The sequence below is a fragment of the Nonomuraea sp. NPDC049758 genome, from assembly GCF_040674635.1.
Classification (GTDB): domain Bacteria; phylum Actinomycetota; class Actinomycetes; order Streptosporangiales; family Streptosporangiaceae; genus Nonomuraea.
Window position 1 is genome coordinate 1 of sequence record NZ_JBFAMZ010000008.1, and the last position, 18,060, is coordinate 18,060.

Below are 18,060 nucleotides of genomic sequence, written 5' to 3' on the forward strand. Positions count from 1 at the left end.
AGATCAGGAACTTCGAGGGGCTCCTGGATGCGCGCGAAAGAGACGCGACGGGGACCAGCGGGTACGGCGGAGGCGTTGCGCGAGGCTGCCAACAGTTGTCCTTCCGGAGGGCACGGACGGAATCGAACTGCGCGCACGCCAAACGCCCGGACCGGAATCCGGGGCGTCGAAAGGCGGCGCGAGGCAGCAGCATAACTCAACTGAGAAACGAATGTCCACACTTACTATAAGTGTCAACCTCGGTGCCGCCTTCAGCTTTTCACAGCAGGGCGCGCTCGTCAACTCCAGACGCCGCGAGACGTCCGATTCACGCCAGCGGCCGGACGCGGGCGGTTTCGGCAGGGCGGACTACGCGCCCGCCGCCGCCCTGCCGGCCCCGGAGGTCGTGCCGCACCAGGCTCCGGGACTGCCGTTCGCCGGGACCGGTCGTCGTGCGCAACCGCGTGCGCTCCCGTGCCCGCGCCACCGGACGGGAGGTCGAGACCCTCATCGTGCAGCTGATCACCTGATGGAAGCGACCCGGGTCCGCGCGGGTGGCGCGGGCCCGGATCTGCGCGGTCAGCGTTCGCTGGAGGCCGCGCGGTAGTGCAGGTCCTGCACGTACGGCGTCGCGGTGATCGGGTACGGCGAGACCACCTTGGCCGCCGTCGCCGACCCCCTGGTGACGGTCGCCGACGCCGCCCCCGCCTTCAGCGGGAACGTCCTGGCCGACACGCCGGCGGGCGCGTCGTAGCTCTGCGTCGTGCCGCCGACGGTCACCGACACCTTGGCCGCGGCCGTCAGCATGGTGAGCACCTCGACCGTGTCACGCGCGGCCGTGCTGCCGCCGCGCAGCTTCATGAGCTTGGTCTGCGCGAAGGACGGCTGGGCCGCGACCGGCTGGACCCGGTGGGTCAGGTACGCCGCGTCGTTCGTGATCTTCGGGCAGCCGAGCTTGTGGCAGGTCAGGTAGTAGGCGTTGATGTCCAGGTACGTCCAGCCGGCGTTCCTGGACGGCGCGAACTGGGTGTTCTCGGAGTAGTCGTTCCAGGTGGTGAGCTGGACCCAGTCGGCCTTGCCGTCGATCGCGCCCTTCCACGTCGCCCGCAGGTTCTCGGTGTTGCCCGCCTCGTCGAAGACGCCCTGGTTGGGGCGTTCGTCCTGGACGGACACCGGCTGCATCCAGATCTTGCCCATGCCGTGCGCGCGGTCGATGTTGCCGCCCAGGGCGGCGTTGGCGGCGGGGTTGCGGTTGCCCCAGTTGGAGAAGCCGTAACTGATCGAGGCGAAGGCGTCCCGGTACTTGTTGAAGTCGAGGAAGCAGGGCACCAGCGCCACCTTGACGCCGTGCTCGGTCTCCATCGTCCTCATCCAGGCCGCCCACCAGGCGGCGGTGCGCCCCTCGGCCTTGAACGGCGCCACCACCAGGCGGTCGTCGGCCAGCCGGTAGACCGACGTCGAGGCGGCCAGCTTCGCCATCGCGGCGGCGAACGCGGCGCTGTCCACCGAGGCCAGGCCGTTCGTGTCCGGCATCAGCACGATCTTGAACCCGGGGTCCACGGCCTCGGCGGCCTTGATCAGGTTCTGCACCCGCGTCCAGTGGGCGCTGGTGATCGACAGGATGTCGACGGTGAAACCGTCCAGGCCGGCCGCGATGGCCTGCCTGACCTCGGTCTTGAAGTCGGCCAGCGCGTAGTCGCCGCTGATGGGGTCACGTCCGAGCGGCCGGTCGCGCAGCAGGCCGCCGTAGGCGGCGTGCTTGCCGCTCTCGCCGTCCGGCTTGAGGTAGTTCCTGGCGTAGTAGTCGCCGGCCGGGGCCTGGTTGTCCAGCGACACCGGGTACGGCGTGAAGTAGTGCGCGAACACCTTCTTGGCCGACCCGCGCAGGGCCGCCTTCCCCGGCAGCACGAACGGCAGCGGCCCGTCGGTCTGGCCGCCGCCCTCGGTGTAGGTGACCGTGAGCTTCGGGCCGCGGTTCCCGGTCTCGCGCGAGGACATCAGCACGGTGGCGGTGGCGTCGTCGCCGGTGAGGGCGAAGGCGTACGTGCCGTCGCCGTCGACGGCGGCGGACACGTCCAGCCTGACCGTCGTCCCGGCGGTGAAACCGGTGTGCGAGGCGACGGGCGCGGCGCCGAACTCGGGGCGGGTGTTCCAGGTCGTGGCCGCCTCGGTCCAGGAGCCCGTCACGGGACGGGCCGACAGGGTGGTGTCCGTCGTCCTGGCCGGGACGACGTCCAGGGTGACCTTGACGTCCTCGGCGTCCGCCGGGATCCCGGTGACCTTGAAGCGGGTCAGGCCGACCCGCCGGCCCGCGGCGGCGCTGCCGCACGCGGCGCCGCAGACGCTCATCCAGGTCGCGGTCGCGAAGCTCTTCGCCGGCTCGGCCTGGCTGATGAACACGTCCTCCGTGGCGGCGAACGTCACGGTGAGGGGTGCGACGGCGGACGCCTGCGCGGGCGCCGCCGCGCCGGCGGGCGCGGCCACACCCGCCAGCGCGGTGAGCATCGCCACCGCGGCCGGCAGGGCCCGATATCGGTTGAGCATGGAACTCCCTTGGCTTTCGGTACGCCTCCGCAACAGCGGAGCCGCGTTGCATCGCCAACGATGGAGCAAGATCGAGTCACCGGCCAGGACTTCCGGATAAATCCCCCATTTGGAACGATGCTATTTTCGGCCCCTCGCTACGTCATTGCGGTCCGGCGGCCCGCCTCCGGAAGGTTCCCTGGTCGGGCATGGCGCGGAAGCCGCGACTCGGGCAAGATGGACCAGCCCTTTTCTGTCTCCGCTTGGCCTGCGCGCACGACCGAGTCAATGTCATCATGGGCACACGGTGTGTGATTTCGGGTAGGAGGGACCGATGTCCGAGCCTTCCCCCGGCGCTGCCGCAAGCTGGCCGATCAGCCGGGACCTCGCGGGGCTGCGGGAGCTCGTCCGCCGGCACGCGCTCCAGGCCGGGCTCGCCTCCCAGCGCGGTGACGACCTCGCGCTCGCCGCCAACGAGGCCGTCACCAACGTCCTCGACCACGCGGGCGGGGCCGGCTGGGTGCACATCTGGGCCGACGACGACTTCCTCACCGTCGACGTCGGCGACCACGCGGGCCGCCTACGGCCCGACGCCTGTCCCGACGCGCGTCCCCAGATCGGGCCGGGCGGTTACGGCCTGTGGGTGATGCGCCGCCTCTGCGACGAGTTCGTCATCACCCAGACCGGCGCCTCCTCCCAGGTCCGCCTCCGCATGGCCCGCATCCGCCCCACCGGCCCCTGACCCGAGAGCGGGCCGAGCGGGCGACCTGCCGCCCCGGTCAGGCGGTCTCGCCCACGCTGCGCCGGTGCCATTCGGCCAGCTCGACCAGCAGCCCGTCGGCCGCGCCGCCGAACATCGCGGCCAGCTCCTCGGCGTCGTCGACCACCACCACGTGGTCCAGCAGGTCCGCGCGCAGCCGGGCCGCCCTCGGGTCGCCGGCGCCGTCCGGGTCGAAGGCGGTGGCGGCCAGGAACAGGCCGCCGACACCGGCCAGCGCCGCGGTCTGCCGGGCCTGCGTGCCGAGCACCGTCGCCGCGTCGGCCGGTACGGCGGGCAGCGCCGGCCGCCCGTCGCGCAGCAGCAACGTCAGCGGACGGGCGGGCACCTGCTCCCCCGCCTCGCCCGCCGGCACGTGGGCGCTGCCGTCGGCGTGCCGCGCCGCGTGCCGGGGACGTGCCCAGGGCACGCCGTCGGCCTCGTCCTGCGCACTCGCGCGCGTGAACAGGCCGCCGTCGGCGTCGACGACGAGGTCCCCAGGCTGCCACTGCTCGCCATCAAGCGGAATGTGCGCATTCGTCATGCCTGAACGCTACGCCCTGGTTGCGACAAATCTTCGTGGCGTGCGGAGGCGCGAGCTGGGCATCTGTCAGGACATGGCGCAGGCGCAGGATTGGGGCAGGCCGCGGGTGGCGGTGTCGAGCTGTCTGCTCGGCGAGCCGGTACGGCACAACGGCGGGCACAGCCGGTCCCGTTTCCTGACGCAGGAGCTGGCGCCGTTCGTGGACTGGGTGCCGATCTGCCCCGAGATGGAGATCGGCCTCGGCGCGCCCCGCGAGACGCTGCGCCTGGAGCGTTCGCCCGCCGGCCCCCGCCTGATGACCCGGCAGAGCCGCCGCGACCTCACCTCCGCCATGGACGAGCTGGCCGCCGAACGTTCCCGGGCCCTGGCGGCCGACGGTTACGTGTTCAAGGCCAAGAGCCCGAGCTGCGGCATCCACGGCATCCCGCTCTACGTCGGTGACCACGCGGTGACCCGCGACAACCGGGGCCTGTTCGCCGACGCGGTGATCGAGGGCCACCCGCTGCTGCCCGTCGAGGACGAGGGGCGGCTCAACGACGCCGTCCTGCGGGAGGCGTTCGTCGAGCGCATCTTCGCCCACGCGCGGCTGCGCGAGCTGCTGGAGGGCGACTGGCGGCCGCGCGACCTGGTCGCCTTCCAGGCCCGGCACAAGATGCAGCTGCTGGCCCACTCCACCGAGGGCTACCGCGAGACCGGCCGCCTGGTCGCCGCCGCGGGCATCCGGCCGCGCGAGGAGCTGGCCGAGGAGTACGGCACGGCGTTCCGGCGGGCGATGGCGGTCAAGGCGTCGATCGGGCGCAACGTCAACGTGCTGCAGCACTGCCTCGGCATGCTCGGCGACGAGCTCGACCCGGTGCGCCGCGCCGACCTGGTCGAGGTCATCGGCTCGTACGCGGCGCACCGGGTGGCGCTGAGCGTGCCGCTGACGTTGCTGCGCCACCACGCCCGCGGCGAGGCGGCCACCTACGTCCAGGACCAGACGTACTTCTCCCCCTACCCGGAGGAACTGGGCCTGCGCAACCACGTGGTGTGACCCCGCCGCGCCGGGCGGGCCGGCGCGGCGGGACGCGCCTACGTGGGGCTGGGCTCGGTCGGCAGCGGGCCGTCCGCCTCGGGGGCGGCGGACGCGCGCGGCGGCACATGGTGCACCCGCGCCGAGCCGATCTCGAAGTACAGCCCCACCAGCGTCAGCTGCCCGGCCCTGACCTGCTCGTCGACCTTGCGGTAGGTCCGCAGGTTCTCCAGCTGCTGCTGGATGTTGAGCCGGCACAGCGCGTCGAGGGCGGCGTCCTCGGCGGAGGCGTCGTGGCCGCCCTCGCCGAGCCGGTCGAGGCTGGGATGGCCGTGCCGCAGCCAGCGGCTCAGCTGCGGCAGGCCCTCGGTGGTCGCCGGGCCCTTCAGCAGCGCCGCCATCGCGCCGCAGCCGGAGTGGCCGCAGACGGTGATGGTGTGCACGCTCAGCACGCCGGTGGCGTACTCGATGGCGGCAGCCACCGAGTCGTCGTGCGGCTCTGCACCGGCGCACGGCACGAGGTTGCCGATGTTGCGGACCGTGAACAGGTCGCCGGGCCCGCTGGAGGTGATCAGACTGGGCACGACCCGCGAGTCGGCGCAGGTGATGAACAGGTGCGAGGGACGCTGCTGGGTGGCGAGCTGGGTGAAGATGGGCCGCAGCAGCGGGGCCGTGCGCTTGTGGAACTCGTCCGCGCCCTGGGCCAGGCGGCACTCGATCGCCGCCGTGGCCGACAGCGGACGGCCGCGGTGGGTCCACGGCAGCCACCAGCGGCCGGGCGCCTTGGGCGGGCTCTTGGCCGGGAACATGCGTCCGCCGCTGGCCGCCATCGTGTACCACTCGTCGTGCAGCTCGTCGATCGTGACGGTGCCGCCCAGGCGCTCGTGGTCCAGCCGCCAGGAGTGGATCGCGTCGAAGGCGGCGTTGTCCATGAAGTCGATGTTCAGGTCGAGGTCGACGGCGACGCCTGGCGGGATGGCGCGCAGCTCCTGGGTCAGCCGGGGCACGCCCAGGAAGGTGAGCGAGCCGGAGACCGTCGCGTGCATGACCCCGCCGGGTTCCTGCCGTTTGTCCACGGTCACCCGGGTCAGCCGCCGCAGCGCCAGCAGCGCGGCCAGCGCCAGCCCGGCCAGGACGCCCTCGGCCAGCCCGACCAGGATCACGCCGGACATGGTCATGACGTAGACGGGCACCTCGTTGTGGCCGTGGACCTTCCTGAGGTGGCCGAGGCTGATGGTCTTGATGCCGATGAAGACCAGCAGCGCGGCCAGCGCCTCCATCGGGATCAGCTTGATCGTCCAGCCCAGGCAGAGGGCGAACAGCAGCACCCAGACGCCGTGCAGGATCGCCGACCAGCGGGTGCGGGCGCCCGCCTGGATGTTGGTGGTGCTGCGCACGATCACGCCGGCGACCGGGAGCCCGCCGAGCACGCCGCTCACCATGTTGGCCACGCCCTGGCCGGTCAGCTCGCGGTCGAGGTCGGAGCGGGGGCCGGTGTGCATGCTGTCGGTGGCCACGCAGCACAGCAGCGACTCCGCCCCGGCCACCAGCGCCACCAGCAGCACGCCCATGGCGATGTGCTGCCAGTCGCCGGCCGGCAGCACCGGCGGCGCCCATGCGGTGATCGCGCCGGACAGGTCGATGCGGGTGACGTTCCAGCCGAACACCGCGGCGGTGACGGCGGCGGCGAGCAGCGCGGCCAGCGGCGCGGGGATCATCCGGACGTGCTTGGGCATCCGGCTCCAGGCCAGCAGGACCGTGATGGTGAGGATGCCGACCATGACCTTGTGGCCGTGCAGGTCCATGATCTGGCTGGGCAGCTCGGCCAGGTTGGCCCACGGCGACTGCTCGGGGCTGCCGCCGAGGACGACGTGCAGCTGGGCGAGCGCGATGATGATGCCGACGCCGGCCAGCATGCCGTGGACGACCGCGGGCGAGACCGCGAGCGCGGCCCGGGCCGCCTTGAACGCGCCGAGCAGCACCTGCAGGCCGCCGGCCATGATCGTGATCAGGCAGGTGGCGCGCCAGCCGTAGGTCTGCACGAGACCGGCGATCACCACCGTCAGGCTCGCGGTCGGGCCGCTGACCTGCACCACCGAGCCGCCCAGCCGCCCGGCGACGATGCCGCCGACCGCGGCGGCGACGAGCCCGGCGGCCAGCGGCGCGCCCGCGGCCAGGGCGACGCCGAGTGAGAGTGGCACCGCGACGAGGAACACCACCAGCGATGCCGGCACATCGTGTCTGAGAGTACGCATGACGCTACTCTCCGTAGTTATATTCATGCGGCACACCTTAGTGCCAGATCAACCCCACGTCGGACGACGGTAAAACGCGCCGGACATGTCCCTGCTGTCCGGCGCGCCGCCCTGCCGCTTCGCCGCCTACGCGGCGTCCTGGCAACTCACCGTGACCAGGGCGAAGAACACGTGGGTGCGGGCGTCCTGGGAGACCACCGACTCGAACACCTCGCAGTCCGCGAACCCGTGGCTGAGCGCGTTGCGGCGGGCGTCGGACTCGGCGCCGGCGAGCGCGACGTTCTCGGCGAGATCACGGCCGAAGCCGTCGAACAGGGTGCCCGTGGCCGCGGTGGCGGGCGTGCCGGCGCCGGCCAGGACGGCGGCCCCGGAACCGGCCAGGACCGCCGCGCACAGCACCGCCGGCAGCTTTCTTCTCAGGTACGTCATGATCTCCCCCTGGGTCGGGATGGGTGGGCCTGCACCCGTTGGGGCGTTCCAAGCCGTTCCATCCCGCGCCGTGGCTAGGAGGAGGCGCTGGGGATCTTCAGGGGGTCACGCGGGGCCTCGGCCTTGGCCTTGGCCATCTCCTCGCCCAGCTCCTGCAGCCGGTTGCGCCCCATGGACTCGCGCACCTGCGGGAACCACTCCTTCTCCTCCTCCTCGACGTGGTGGCGGACGTTCTCCATGAGCACCGTCATCTTGGCGTCGTAGCGCTCGTCGGCCGGGTCGAGGTCCTTCAGCTCGGACAACATCCAGACGACGACGTGGTGCTCCTCGACGCTCTCCAGGATGTGGTCGGTGGTGTCGGGGGTGCCCGAGCGGGCGGCCGGGTAGAAGATCTTCTCCTCGATGTAGGTGTGCGCGGTCAGCTCCTCGATGACCTGCGCGACGATCTTCTGCTTGGTCTTGTGGGCGTCCTGGCCCGCCTTCTCGAACTCCTTGAACAGCTTCTCCACGGTCTTGTGGTCCTCTTTGAGCAGCACGATCGCGTCCATGGACGGCCTCCCTGGGGTCGGGACGCCCGGCGGGACGAGGGATGCCGGGCGTCGGGTCCGCCCCAGGTACCCCGAGGTCAGGCGCTCACACCCGGCGCACTCAGTGACGTTCCTGACGGGGCAGCACCACGTGGTTGACGATCACCTGGATGGCGGCGGCGACCGGGATGGCCAGCAGGGCGCCCACCACGCCGAGCAGGGCGCCGCCGATGAGCGCGGCCACGATCGTGGCGGCGGCCGGCACGTCCACCGACGACTTCATCACCTTGGGCGCGATCAGGTAGTTCTCGATCTGCTGGTAGACGACGAAGAAGATCAGGGTGGCGATGGCCACCGGGAGCGAGGCGAACAGCGCGACCAGCGTGGCGATGCCCGCGCCGATGAACGCGCCGATGAGCGGGATGAGGTCGGTGAGGGCCACGATGATCGCCAGGGCCAGCGCGTACGGCACGCCCGCGATCGACAGGAAGACGAACGTGGTCACGCCCGCGATCAGGGAGATGATCAGGTTCCCGGCCACGTAGCCGCCGACCCGGTTGAGAATCTCGTCGCCGAGCAGCCTGGCCCGGTCCCGGCGGCTCCTCGGGATCAGCCGGTAGCCGGTGCGCGTGATGGAGCGCAGCGCGCCCAGGAAGTACAGGGTGAGGATGAGCACGGTCAGCGTGGAGAACACGGCGCTGACCACGATCGAGGCGATGCCGAGCAGCCCGCCGAACACCTGCCGGCCGAGGTCGCCGCTGGTCAGGTACGTCTGCAGCCGTTCCAGGAGCTGGTAGCGCTGGTCCAGGTCGCGGATCTGCGGGTTGTTCTGCAGCTGCTGGATGTAGGTGGGCAGCTGCTCGGCGAACTGTCCCGCCTGCTCCGACAGCGCCGGGATGATCGCCATGGCGAACCCGGCGAACAGCACGATCACCGCCGTGAACACCGCGGTGATCGCGGCCCAGCGCGGCAGGCCGTGCTCCTCCAGCCATCGCACGGCGGGATCCAGGCCGACGGCCAGGAACAACGACACGATGATCAGCAGGAGCATCGAGGCGCTGGCGGTGAGCGCCTGGACCAGCAGCCAGGCGGTCAGCACGCCGAGCGCGGCGGTGAACCCGAAGACGAAGGGCGTGCTGCCGAACGGGCGTCCGGGCCTGCCGAAGGGCAGCCCCGTCATCTCCGGCCGGGGCCCGGAGGCGTGGCCGTCGCGGGCGGCCGCGGACGCCGCGCCGGGTTCGCCCGGCGGGGCGGAGGGAGTGAACTGATCACCAGACATGGGGGCTCCTGAACCTGAGAAACCCCCTTCTCTGCCCGGCCGCGGCGAGGTCTATCGTCGCCGCGGCCCCTCGTGTCCCGGACGCGGCCGCCGGGGTGCGCCCGCCCGGCGATCAGGGCGCTGACCTGCGCCGTTTCGCCGTACCTGGCAGGGGGTAGGCCGCACATCCCGGGGGCGGCGGGCTCACCGGCCGGCCGGTGTCCCCGTCGCGGGGGCCGGGCAGGACACGAGCCAAGGAAGAACGGCATGGGGGAACCGCAGCAGGTGCAGGTCGAGATCCTCGACCAGGTCGCCATCGAGGACCTGATCGGGAAGGTGGAGGACGTCGCCAGGCAGCCGGGCGCGGCCGACCGGGTGGCCCGGTGGCGGGCCGAGCACGGCACCGAGCACGCCACGCCGAAGGCGCGCTCGTTCGTCGTCGTGGGCCCGACGTTGATGTTCCTGCACCCGTGCCCCGACGGCGTCGTCCTGCCGTTCGCCGCGTACCCGGACGGGACGGTGAAGGTCTACACCGATCCCGAGCACGCCGGTCTGAGCTTCTACCGCGACTCCGGCGGGTAGGCGGGTCCGGCATGGGGGCCGGTCAAGGGGGTACATCGTGGTTGCGGTCAACCCCCCGCAGGCGGCGCTCGTGCGAGCGGGCCCGCGCTGTGGCCTCGTCACCGGCCTCACACCACACGAAGGCACGAACATGAGGACATCACCACGGGGCCCGCGCGCGCTGCTGCTGCCCTTCCTGTCGGCCCTGTGCGTGCTGGCGCTGCTGCCGGCCTGCAACCCGGGGCAGCGGGAGTCGCCCCTTCCGCAGGGCACGGCCCGTGAGGGGCTGGTCGACGGGCAGGTGGGGGCAATGCGGCTGTTGCACGTCCACATCCTGGCCCCGTCCGTGGAACAGCAGAAGGCGGGCGACGACCTCGGCCTCTACCTGACGTTGGTCAACGAGAGCGACCAGCCCCAGAAGCTCGACGGCGTCAGCACCGTGCACGCCAGGAAGGTCGTCTACCGGGCGGGGCCGGGGGCGGCGCAGGAGGAGGTCAACGTGACCGTCCCGGCCCGCTCGACCGTCTCGCTGCAGGAGGGGCAGAGCCGTCCGCACCTGGAGATCCTCGACATCGACCGCCCGCTCGGGGCCACGCCGATCGACGTCACCTTCCGCCTGACCACCGGCACTACCACCCTGCGCATCCCGGTGCTGCCGCTGGAGCGGGGCGCCGGCACCCCCGTCCCGGGCCACAGCTGAGGGCATCGGAAACGCCGACGGACGGCGGTCAGGAATCGAGAAGCGTCGTCCGGACCGGCGGAACTAGCGTGACCGGCATGGACATCACCATCCACGCCAGCTACCTGCCCCACGACGACCCGGACGCCTCCCTCGCCTTCTACCGCGACGCCCTCGGCTTCGAGGTGCGCGGCGACGTCGGCTACGACGGGAAGCGCTGGATCACGGTCGGCCCCGCCGGCCAGCCCGGCACGTCGATCGTGCTCCAGCCACCGGTCCCCGACGGCTGCGGCATCACCGAGGACGAGCGCCGCACCATCGTCGAGATGATGGCCAAGGGCACCTTCGCCGGCATCAACCTGTCGACCGACGACCTCGACGCCGTCTTCGACCGGCTGGCGGCGAACGGCGCGGAGATCGTCCAGGAGCCGGCCGAGCAGCCGTACGGGGTGCGCGACTGCGCCGTGCGGGACCCGGCGGGCAACCTGATCCGCATCAACCAGCGACTCTGAGCCGGCGGGCTCAGGGGCGGGCCGGGGCGAGGAACCGGCGGGCGCCGCGCAGCCTGGTGCGCAGCAGCCGCTGGGTGGCGGCGCAGTCGAGGCGCACGTCGAGCGGGCCGGGCACGCCCGAGTCCGCGCGCCGGCCCGCCGGGAGCCTGGCCGGGTCGAGCCCGTCGCGGCGGGCGACGAGCAGGCCCAGCTCGTACCGGCTCACCGCGTCGGCCCCGGCGACGTGGCGGACGCCGGGCGGGCCTGCGGCGGCCAGCTCCAGCAGGGCCGCGGCGAGGTCGGCGACGTGCACCGGGCATCGCACGTCGTCGGTGAACAGCACGCCCTGCGTCGTGCCGGTGGCCAGGGCGTGCACCAGCGCCTCGTGCGACGAGCCGCCGTCGCCGATGATCAGCGAGGTCCTGGCGATCACCGCGTCCGGGGCGACCGCGGCCACGACGGTCTCGGCGGCCGCCTTGGCCGCGCCGTACGGGGTGATCGGGTCGGGGAGGCACGTCTCGTCGTAGCGGACCGCGGCCCCGGAGAAGACCGTGTCGCTGGAGACGTGCACCAGGCGGCTGCCCGACGCGGCGGCGGCCAGGGCGACGTTCGCGGCCCCGGTGGCCGTGGTCGCCCAGTCGCGCTGCCGGAAGGCGGCGTTGACGACCGCCGCCGGCCGGACCGCGGCGACCAGCTCCTCGACGTCGGCGCGCCGGCGCACGTCGAGCGGCGCCCAGGCGACGCCGGCCGCCTCCCCCGGACGGGTGTGGCAGGTCGCGGTCACCTCGTGCCCGGCCGCCGCGCCCTGCCGGACGAGTTCGGCGCCCAGGAAGCCGCTGCCGCCGACGACGAGCAGCCTCATGCGGACGTGCCGCCGACGTAGGCCGCCAGGTGCCGGCCGGTCAGGGTGGAGCGGGCGGCGACGAGGTCGGCGGGGGTGCCCTCGAAGACGACCCGGCCGCCGTCGTGACCGGCTCCGGGGCCGAGGTCGACGATCCAGTCGGCGTGCGCCATGACCGCCTGGTGGTGCTCGATGACGATCACCGACTTGCCGCCGTCGACCAGCCGGTCGAGCAGGCCGAGCAGCTGCTCGACGTCGGCGAGGTGCAGGCCGGTGGTGGGCTCGTCGAGCACGTAGACGTCGCCGCTCTTCTCGGCCATCTGGGTGGCCAGCTTGAGCCGCTGCCGCTCGCCGCCGGACAGCGTGGTGAGCGGCTGGCCGAGGCTGAGGTAGCCGAGCCCGACGTCGGCGAGCCGGCCGAGGATGGCGTGCGCGGCCGGGGTGCGCGCCTCGCCCGCGCCGAAGAACTCCTCGGCCTCGGTCACCGGCATCGCCAGCACCTCGCTGATGTTCCGGCCGCCCAGGCGGTACTCCAGCACCTCGGCCTGGAAGCGCCTGCCCTCGCACTCGTCGCAGACGGTGGCGACGCCGGCCATCACGCCCAGGTCGGTGTAGAGGACGCCGGCGCCGTTGCAGTTGGGGCAGGCGCCCTCGGAGTTGGCGCTGAACAGGGCCGGCTTGACGCCGTTGGCCTTGGCGAACGCCTTGCGGATGGGGTCGAGCAGGCCGGTGTAGGTCGCCGGGTTGCTCCGCCGCGAGCCGCGGATCGGGCTCTGGTCGATCGACACCACGCCCGCGCCGGCCGGGACGGACCCGTGCACGAGCGAGCTCTTGCCGGAGCCGGCCACGCCGGTGACGACGACCAGCACCCCGAGCGGGATGTCGACGTCCACGTCACGAAGGTTGTGCTTGTTCGCGCCGCGGATCTCCAGGGCGCCGGTGGGCTTGCGCACGTCGTCCTTCAGGCGGGCCCGGTCGTCGAGGTGGCGGCCGGTGACGGTGCCGCTGGCCCGCAGCCCCTCGACGGTGCCCTCGAAGCAGACGGTGCCGCCATCCGTGCCGGCGCCGGGGCCGAGGTCGACGACGTGGTCGGCGATGGCGATGGCCTCCGGCTTGTGCTCGACGACGAGCACGGTGTTGCCCTTGTCGCGCAGCCTGACCAGCAGGCCGTTCATCCGCTGGATGTCGTGGGGGTGCAGGCCGATGGTGGGCTCGTCGAAGACGTAGGTGGTGTCGGTGAGGGAGGAGCCGAGGTGGCGGATCATCTTGACGCGCTGCGCCTCGCCGCCCGACAGCGTGCCGGCCGGCCGGTCGAGCGACAGGTAGCCCAGCCCGATCTCGACGAAGGAGTCGAGCGTACGGCCCAGCGTGGTCAGCAGCGGCGCCACGGACGGCTGGTCGAGGCCGCGGATCCACTCGGCCAGGTCGGTGATCTGCATCCGGCACGCGTCGGCGATGCTGACGCCGTCGATCTTCGAGGACCGGGCCTCCGGGCTGAGCCGGGTGCCGTCGCACTCGGGGCAGGTGGTGAAGGTGACCGCCCGCTCGACGAAGGCGCGGATGTGCGGCTGCATGCCCTCCTTGTCCTTCGACAGGAAGGTCTTCTGGATCTTCGGGATCAGGCCCTCGTAGGTGAGGTTGACGCCCTCGACCTTGACCTTGGTCGGCTCCCGGTGGAGGAAGTCCCGCATCTCCTGCTCGGTGAAGTCGCGGATCGGCTTGTGGGGGTCGAGCAGCCCCGACTCGGCGTAGACGCGCACGGTCCAGAAGCTGTCGGACTTCCAGCCGGGGATGGTGAAGGCGCCGCCGGCCAGCGACTTGGAGTCGTCGTAGAGCTGGGTGAGGTCGATGTCGGAGACCGTGCCGCGGCCCTCGCAGTTGGGGCACATGCCGCCCAGGCGGGTGAAGCTCTGCCGGACCGTCTTGCTGGAGCCGCGCTCGACGGTGATCGCGCCGCTGGCGCGGACCGAGGGCACGTTGAAGGAGTAGGCGTTGGGCGAGCCGATGTGCGGCCGGCCGAGCCGGCTGAACAGGATGCGCAGCATGGCGTTGGCGTCGGTGGCGGTGCCGACGGTGGAGCGGGGGTCGGCGCCCATCCGCTGCTGGTCGACGATGATCGCGGTGGTCAGCCCCTCCAGGACGTCGACCTCGGGCCGCGCCAGCGTCGGCATGAACCCCTGGACGAACGTGCTGTAGGTCTCGTTGATCAGCCGCTGCGACTCGGCGGCGATGGTGGCGAACACCAGCGAGCTCTTGCCCGAGCCGGACACGCCGGTGAACACCGTCAGCCGGCGCTTGGGGAGCTCGACGCTGATGTCCTTGAGGTTGTTCTCGCGCGCGCCGTGGACGCGGATCAGATCGTGGCTGTCGGCGATCTGCCGCTCGGGCGGCGTGTGCGTGCTCATCGTCTCTCCATCTCTCGCGCGGGCCCCCGTAGGCGTCGCCGGGCCGAATCCGGCCGGCCACGAGGGTACGGCCTCACGTTAATGCCGGTCGCGGGGTGGGTGCTTCTCCGATCCTGACCGGGTGGGCGCCAGCCCCCGCGCCAGCACGTCGAACGCCACGTCGAGCGCCGCGACATGGTCGGGAAGCACGTCGGCGGCCCGTTCCCCGGCCAGTTGGCGGGCCGCGGTGGCCAGGAAGGCCGAGCGGAAGGCGCCGACGAGCAGCGCCGCGGTCAACCGGCCGGGCAGCCCCTCGCCGGACTCGTCGATCACGGCCGCGAGCACGGCCTCCAGCTCGTCGGCGATCTCCCTGGCGCGCGCCCGCAGCGCCGCGGAGCCGGCCACCACCCGGAAGAAGTGCACGAACCGGTCGTCGACCCCGCCGAGCGGGTGGCCCTCGCGCGCGTGCCGGACGAGCATGTCCCGCAGCGCGGACAGCACCGGCTCGCCCGCCCGGCGCCCCCGGACGGTGCCGGTGACCAGGTCGACCAGCTCGGGGACGCGGTCGAAGAAGATGTCCTCCTTGCGGGGGAAGTAGTTGAACACCGTCACCTTGGAGACGTCCGCCGCCTCGGCGATCTCGCCGATGGTCACCTCGTCGAAGCCGCGTTCGTAGAACAACATCGAGCCGTGGTCGGAGATGCGCCTGCGGGTCTCGGCCTTCTTGCGTTCGCGGAGCGATGGAGTCTCTTTCACGAAAAAAGTGTATCGCACTTAAAATTTAGTCGGGTATAGTTTTCGCCATGGACTACGACGTGATCATCTCTGGTGGCGGCCCCGTCGGCCTGATGCTCGCCTGCGAGCTGCGGCTGCACGACGTGCGCGTGGCGGTGCTGGAGCGGCTGACCGACATCGACCAGACGGTCAAGGCCGGCTCGATCAACACGCCCACCGCCGAGGCCCTCTACCGGCGCGGGCTGCTCCCGGTGCTGGAGGAGGCCCAGGCCGAGACCATGAAGGCATTCCAGGCGTTCATGGCCCAGCGGGGCGGCGCGGCGGCGGCCGGGCAGCCCAAGATGTCCGCCTTCGCCGGGCATTTCGCCGGGCTGTGGCTGCTGACCGACCGGGTGGACGAGAGCGACCCCGACTTCGCCGACCGCGGGCCGGCCGCCCGCCTGAGCGGCATCCGGCAGCAGGACATCGAGCGGGTGCTCGGCGAACGGGCCGCCGAGCTCGGCGCGGACGTGCTGCGCGGCGTGGAGCTGACCGGCTTCGAGACATCCGCCGACGGGGTCGTCGTGCGGGCGGGCGAGCGGGAGTTCCGTTGCGGCTGGCTGGTGGGCTGCGACGGCGGCCGCAGCACCGTGCGCCGCCTGGCCGGCTTCGACTTCCCCGGCACTCCCCCGCAGATCACCGGCCACCAGGCCGTCGTGACGATGGAGGGCGCCGAAGGGCTCGGCACCGGCTGGACGCACACCGACACCGGCACCTACGCCAACGGGCCGACCCCCGGCCGCATCCTGACCGTGGAGTTCGACGGGCCGCCGGAGGACCGCACCGCGCCGGTCACCGCCGAGGAGCTGCAGGCCAGCCTGCGGGCCGTCTCCGGCGTGGACGTCACCATCACCGGCGTCAGGACGGCCACCCGCTTCACCGACAACGCCCGCCAGGCCACCACCTACCGGCTCGGCCGGGTCCTGCTGGCCGGCGACGCGGCGCACGTCCACTCGCCCTTCGGCGGTCAGGGGCTCAACCTGGGCATCGGCGACGCCGTCAACCTCGGCTGGAAGCTGGCCGCCGTCGTCCGGGGCCGCTCGCCCGAGGCGCTGCTGGACACCTACACCGCCGAGCGCCACCCCATCGGCGCGTGGGTGCTCGACTGGACCCGCGCCCAGGTGGAGCTCATGCGGCCGGAGGCCCGTTCCCGGGCGCTGCGGGCCGTCGTGTCCGACCTGATCGGCACCACCGCGGGCACCACGTACTTCGTCAAGCGGCTCTCCGGCGTCTGGCACCGCTACGAGCTGCCCGGCGGCCACCCGCTGGTCGGCCGGAGCGTCCCCGACCTGGAGCTGGCCGACGGCACCCGGGTCGGCGACCACCTGCACGAGGGGCGCGGGCTGCTGCTGGACCTCGGGGCCGGCCTGGCGGCCGACCCGCGGGTGCCGGCGCTGGCGGCCAAGCCGGTGGACGTCCGCGACTTCGGCGGCCTGCTGGTCCGGCCGGACGGCGTCGTCGCCTGGGCCGGCGACGCGCCGGACGCCGCGCTGGAGGAGGCGCTGGCCGCCTGGTTCTGACGGCGCCCTACTCGCCGGCCGCCCAGTCCTGGTACGTGGTCCGGCCCAGCGCGGCGTCGTCGCCGGGCACCAGCGAACGCTCGGTCAGCTCGCTGCCGAAGTAGCGGGCGTGCTCGTCGGTGACCACCTCGCGCGGGTCGCCGAGGCCGGCCAGCGCGTCGCGGAAGAACTCGTCCATCCGGTACTGCTCGGGGCCGGCGACCTCGGTCCGGCCGTTCAGGGGCGTCCCGAGCGCGACCCGGGCGAGCGCCGCCGCGACGTCGTCGCCCGCGACGGGCCGGAACAGCACGGGCGCGATGCGCACCGCGCCGTCGGCGGCCGACTCGTCGGCGATGCCCCGCACGAACTCGAAGAACTGCGTCGCGTGCACCAGCGAGTACGGCAGGCCCGACTTCTCGATCAGCCGCTCCTGGGCGATCTTCGCGGCGAAGTAGCCGTTGTCGGGCATGCGCTCGGTGCCCACGACCGACAGCGCGACGTGGTGGCCGACGCCCGCCGCCGCCTCGGCGGCCAGCAGGTTGCGGGTGGAGGTCTCGAAGAACTCCAGCACCGCGCTCCGCTCGAACGACGGCGAGTTGGAGACGTCCACCACGACCCGCGCCCTTTCCAGGGCCTCGGCCAGCCCCTCCCCCGTGAGCGTGTCGACGCCGGTCCTCGGGGACGCGGCCACCGCCTCGTGCCCCTCGCCGGCCAGCCTGCGCACGAGCTTGGACCCGATCAGGCCGGTCCCGCCGATCACGACAACCTTCATGACGACCTCCCTCATCGCCCGGGGCACCTCGTGTGCCGTCCGGTCGCCGGCTGATGTCATGTCCAGCCGGCGGCCCGGCGGCACCCGTCGTGACGCCTCCATTACCCGGCGATGTCCTGTCATGTCCGTACGGCCGGGGCGGCCAGGTGCGCGGCCCGCGCCCGAGGTCAGTCGTGCGCGGGCGGCAGCACCCCGGCGACCAGGGCGCGCAGGGCGGCCAGGGCCGCGCCGGCGTCGACGCGCTCGGGGGCGACCAGCCACTGCTGGTGGATGCCGATGCCGGCGCCGATGAGCGCGACGGCCAGCGGCTCCACCGGCAGGCCGGGCGGCAGCGGCAGGCGTTCGAGCCAGCGCCTGCAGTGGTCGCGCAGCGTGTCGTGGATCTCGACGTAGCGGTCGCGGATGGGCGAGCCGGGCTCCAGCGCCTCGACCAGCAGGGTGACGAACAGCTTGGTGGTCGGCAGGGCGAGCATCGCGCCGACGCCCTGGTCGAACGGCCCGAAGTCCGGCTCGCCCTCGGGGGCGTCGGTGAGGCCGTCGCGCACCCTGGCCACCGAGCGTTCGAGCACGGCCAGCAGCAGGCCCTCCTTGCCGCCGAAGTGCCACGGGATGGACCCGCGGCTGATGCCCGACCGGGCGGCCACGTCGTGGAACGTGGTCTGCCGGTAGCCCTTCTCGGCGAACAGCTCGGCCGCCGCGTTGAGGATGAGCTCGCGGCTCTCGTTGCTGGTCTGTTCCCGTCGCGTTGTCACGCCACCTCCTCTGTGCTATCAAT

Annotated in this window: 17 protein-coding genes; 6 read left to right on the forward strand and 11 right to left on the reverse strand. The window is 72.5% G+C overall.

Annotated features, from left to right (window positions below; genetic code table 11):
- Positions 1 to 558: 558 nt before the first annotated feature.
- Positions 559 to 2,523, reverse strand: coding sequence for an endo-1,3-alpha-glucanase family glycosylhydrolase (locus tag AB0J46_RS21870; protein ID WP_364334688.1), 1,965 nt, complete (start codon positions 2,521 to 2,523; stop codon positions 559 to 561).
- Positions 2,524 to 2,836: 313 nt separating this feature from the next.
- Here AB0J46_RS21870 and AB0J46_RS21875 point away from each other — a divergent pair, with 313 nt between their 5' ends.
- Positions 2,837 to 3,244 carry an ATP-binding protein gene (locus tag AB0J46_RS21875; protein WP_364334691.1) on the forward strand — a complete coding sequence of 136 codons (408 nt, stop codon included), beginning with the start codon at positions 2,837 to 2,839 and terminating at the stop codon, positions 3,242 to 3,244.
- A gap of 37 nt (positions 3,245 to 3,281) precedes the next feature.
- Here the strand turns inward: AB0J46_RS21875 and AB0J46_RS21880 are convergent, their stop codons facing one another.
- On the reverse strand, positions 3,282 to 3,803 hold the full coding sequence (locus tag AB0J46_RS21880; protein WP_364334694.1) for a hypothetical protein: 522 nt from the start codon (positions 3,801 to 3,803) through the stop codon (positions 3,282 to 3,284).
- Between the two features lie 73 nt (positions 3,804 to 3,876).
- Here AB0J46_RS21880 and AB0J46_RS21885 point away from each other — a divergent pair, with 73 nt between their 5' ends.
- Positions 3,877 to 4,836: a DUF523 and DUF1722 domain-containing protein gene (locus AB0J46_RS21885; protein WP_364335451.1), complete on the forward strand. Its 960-nt coding sequence runs from the start codon at positions 3,877 to 3,879 to the stop codon at positions 4,834 to 4,836.
- A 38-nt stretch (positions 4,837 to 4,874) separates the two neighbouring features.
- On the opposite strand, the gene AB0J46_RS21890 is transcribed toward AB0J46_RS21885, so the two are convergent.
- The 4 genes from AB0J46_RS21890 to AB0J46_RS21905 all read right to left on the reverse strand — a co-directional run bounded on the left by AB0J46_RS21890 (position 4,875) and on the right by AB0J46_RS21905 (position 9,305).
- On the reverse strand, positions 4,875 to 7,070 hold the full coding sequence (locus AB0J46_RS21890) for a SulP family inorganic anion transporter (protein ID WP_364334697.1): 2,196 nt from the start codon (positions 7,068 to 7,070) through the stop codon (positions 4,875 to 4,877).
- A 126-nt stretch (positions 7,071 to 7,196) separates the two neighbouring features.
- Complete coding sequence (locus AB0J46_RS21895) at positions 7,197 to 7,499, reverse strand: hypothetical protein (protein WP_364334700.1); 303 nt, start codon at positions 7,497 to 7,499, stop codon at positions 7,197 to 7,199.
- 74 nt (positions 7,500 to 7,573) lie between these two features.
- On the reverse strand, positions 7,574 to 8,047 hold the full coding sequence (locus tag AB0J46_RS21900; RefSeq protein WP_358297330.1) for a hemerythrin domain-containing protein: 474 nt from the start codon (positions 8,045 to 8,047) through the stop codon (positions 7,574 to 7,576).
- A 100-nt stretch (positions 8,048 to 8,147) separates the two neighbouring features.
- Complete coding sequence (locus AB0J46_RS21905) at positions 8,148 to 9,305, reverse strand: AI-2E family transporter (RefSeq protein ID WP_364334704.1); 1,158 nt, start codon at positions 9,303 to 9,305, stop codon at positions 8,148 to 8,150.
- A 246-nt stretch (positions 9,306 to 9,551) separates the two neighbouring features.
- Here AB0J46_RS21905 and AB0J46_RS21910 point away from each other — a divergent pair, with 246 nt between their 5' ends.
- The 3 genes from AB0J46_RS21910 (at position 9,552) to AB0J46_RS21920 (ending at position 11,036) form a co-directional block, all read left to right on the forward strand.
- On the forward strand, positions 9,552 to 9,866 hold the full coding sequence (locus tag AB0J46_RS21910; RefSeq protein WP_352363572.1) for a hypothetical protein: 315 nt from the start codon (positions 9,552 to 9,554) through the stop codon (positions 9,864 to 9,866).
- 130 nt (positions 9,867 to 9,996) lie between these two features.
- On the forward strand, positions 9,997 to 10,545 hold the full coding sequence (locus tag AB0J46_RS21915) for a copper chaperone PCu(A)C (RefSeq protein WP_358297339.1): 549 nt from the start codon (positions 9,997 to 9,999) through the stop codon (positions 10,543 to 10,545).
- A gap of 77 nt (positions 10,546 to 10,622) precedes the next feature.
- Positions 10,623 to 11,036 (forward strand): VOC family protein, encoded by a 414-nt coding sequence (locus AB0J46_RS21920; RefSeq protein WP_364334709.1) that lies wholly within the window; start codon positions 10,623 to 10,625, stop codon positions 11,034 to 11,036.
- 10 nt (positions 11,037 to 11,046) lie between these two features.
- Here AB0J46_RS21920 and AB0J46_RS21925 read toward each other — a convergent pair whose 3' ends face one another.
- From AB0J46_RS21925 to AB0J46_RS21935, 3 genes are all read right to left on the reverse strand, one after another.
- Positions 11,047 to 11,877, reverse strand: coding sequence for a sugar nucleotide-binding protein (locus tag AB0J46_RS21925; protein ID WP_364334712.1), 831 nt, complete (start codon positions 11,875 to 11,877; stop codon positions 11,047 to 11,049).
- Positions 11,874 to 14,261, reverse strand: a complete 2,388-nt coding sequence (locus AB0J46_RS21930) for an excinuclease ABC subunit UvrA (RefSeq protein WP_364334715.1) — start codon at positions 14,259 to 14,261, stop codon at positions 11,874 to 11,876. The genes AB0J46_RS21925 and AB0J46_RS21930 overlap by 4 nt, the downstream gene beginning before the upstream one ends.
- A 78-nt stretch (positions 14,262 to 14,339) precedes the next feature.
- A complete protein-coding gene (locus tag AB0J46_RS21935; RefSeq protein ID WP_364334718.1) occupies positions 14,340 to 14,996 on the reverse strand; it encodes a TetR family transcriptional regulator in 657 nt (218 codons plus the stop codon).
- A gap of 47 nt (positions 14,997 to 15,043) precedes the next feature.
- Here AB0J46_RS21935 and AB0J46_RS21940 point away from each other — a divergent pair, with 47 nt between their 5' ends.
- The gene (locus AB0J46_RS21940; RefSeq protein WP_364334721.1) at positions 15,044 to 16,534 is read left to right on the forward strand and encodes an FAD-dependent oxidoreductase; all 1,491 of its coding nucleotides are present in this window, start codon (positions 15,044 to 15,046) and stop codon (positions 16,532 to 16,534) included.
- Between the two features lie 7 nt (positions 16,535 to 16,541).
- On the opposite strand, the gene AB0J46_RS21945 is transcribed toward AB0J46_RS21940, so the two are convergent.
- Together AB0J46_RS21945 and AB0J46_RS21950 are read right to left on the reverse strand one after the other, a co-directional pair.
- Entirely contained in the window at positions 16,542 to 17,285 is a 744-nt protein-coding gene (locus AB0J46_RS21945) for an SDR family oxidoreductase (protein ID WP_364334724.1), read from the reverse strand.
- A gap of 167 nt (positions 17,286 to 17,452) precedes the next feature.
- Positions 17,453 to 18,037, reverse strand: a complete 585-nt coding sequence (locus AB0J46_RS21950; RefSeq protein WP_358297359.1) for a TetR/AcrR family transcriptional regulator — start codon at positions 18,035 to 18,037, stop codon at positions 17,453 to 17,455.
- Positions 18,038 to 18,060: the final 23 nt, after the last annotated feature.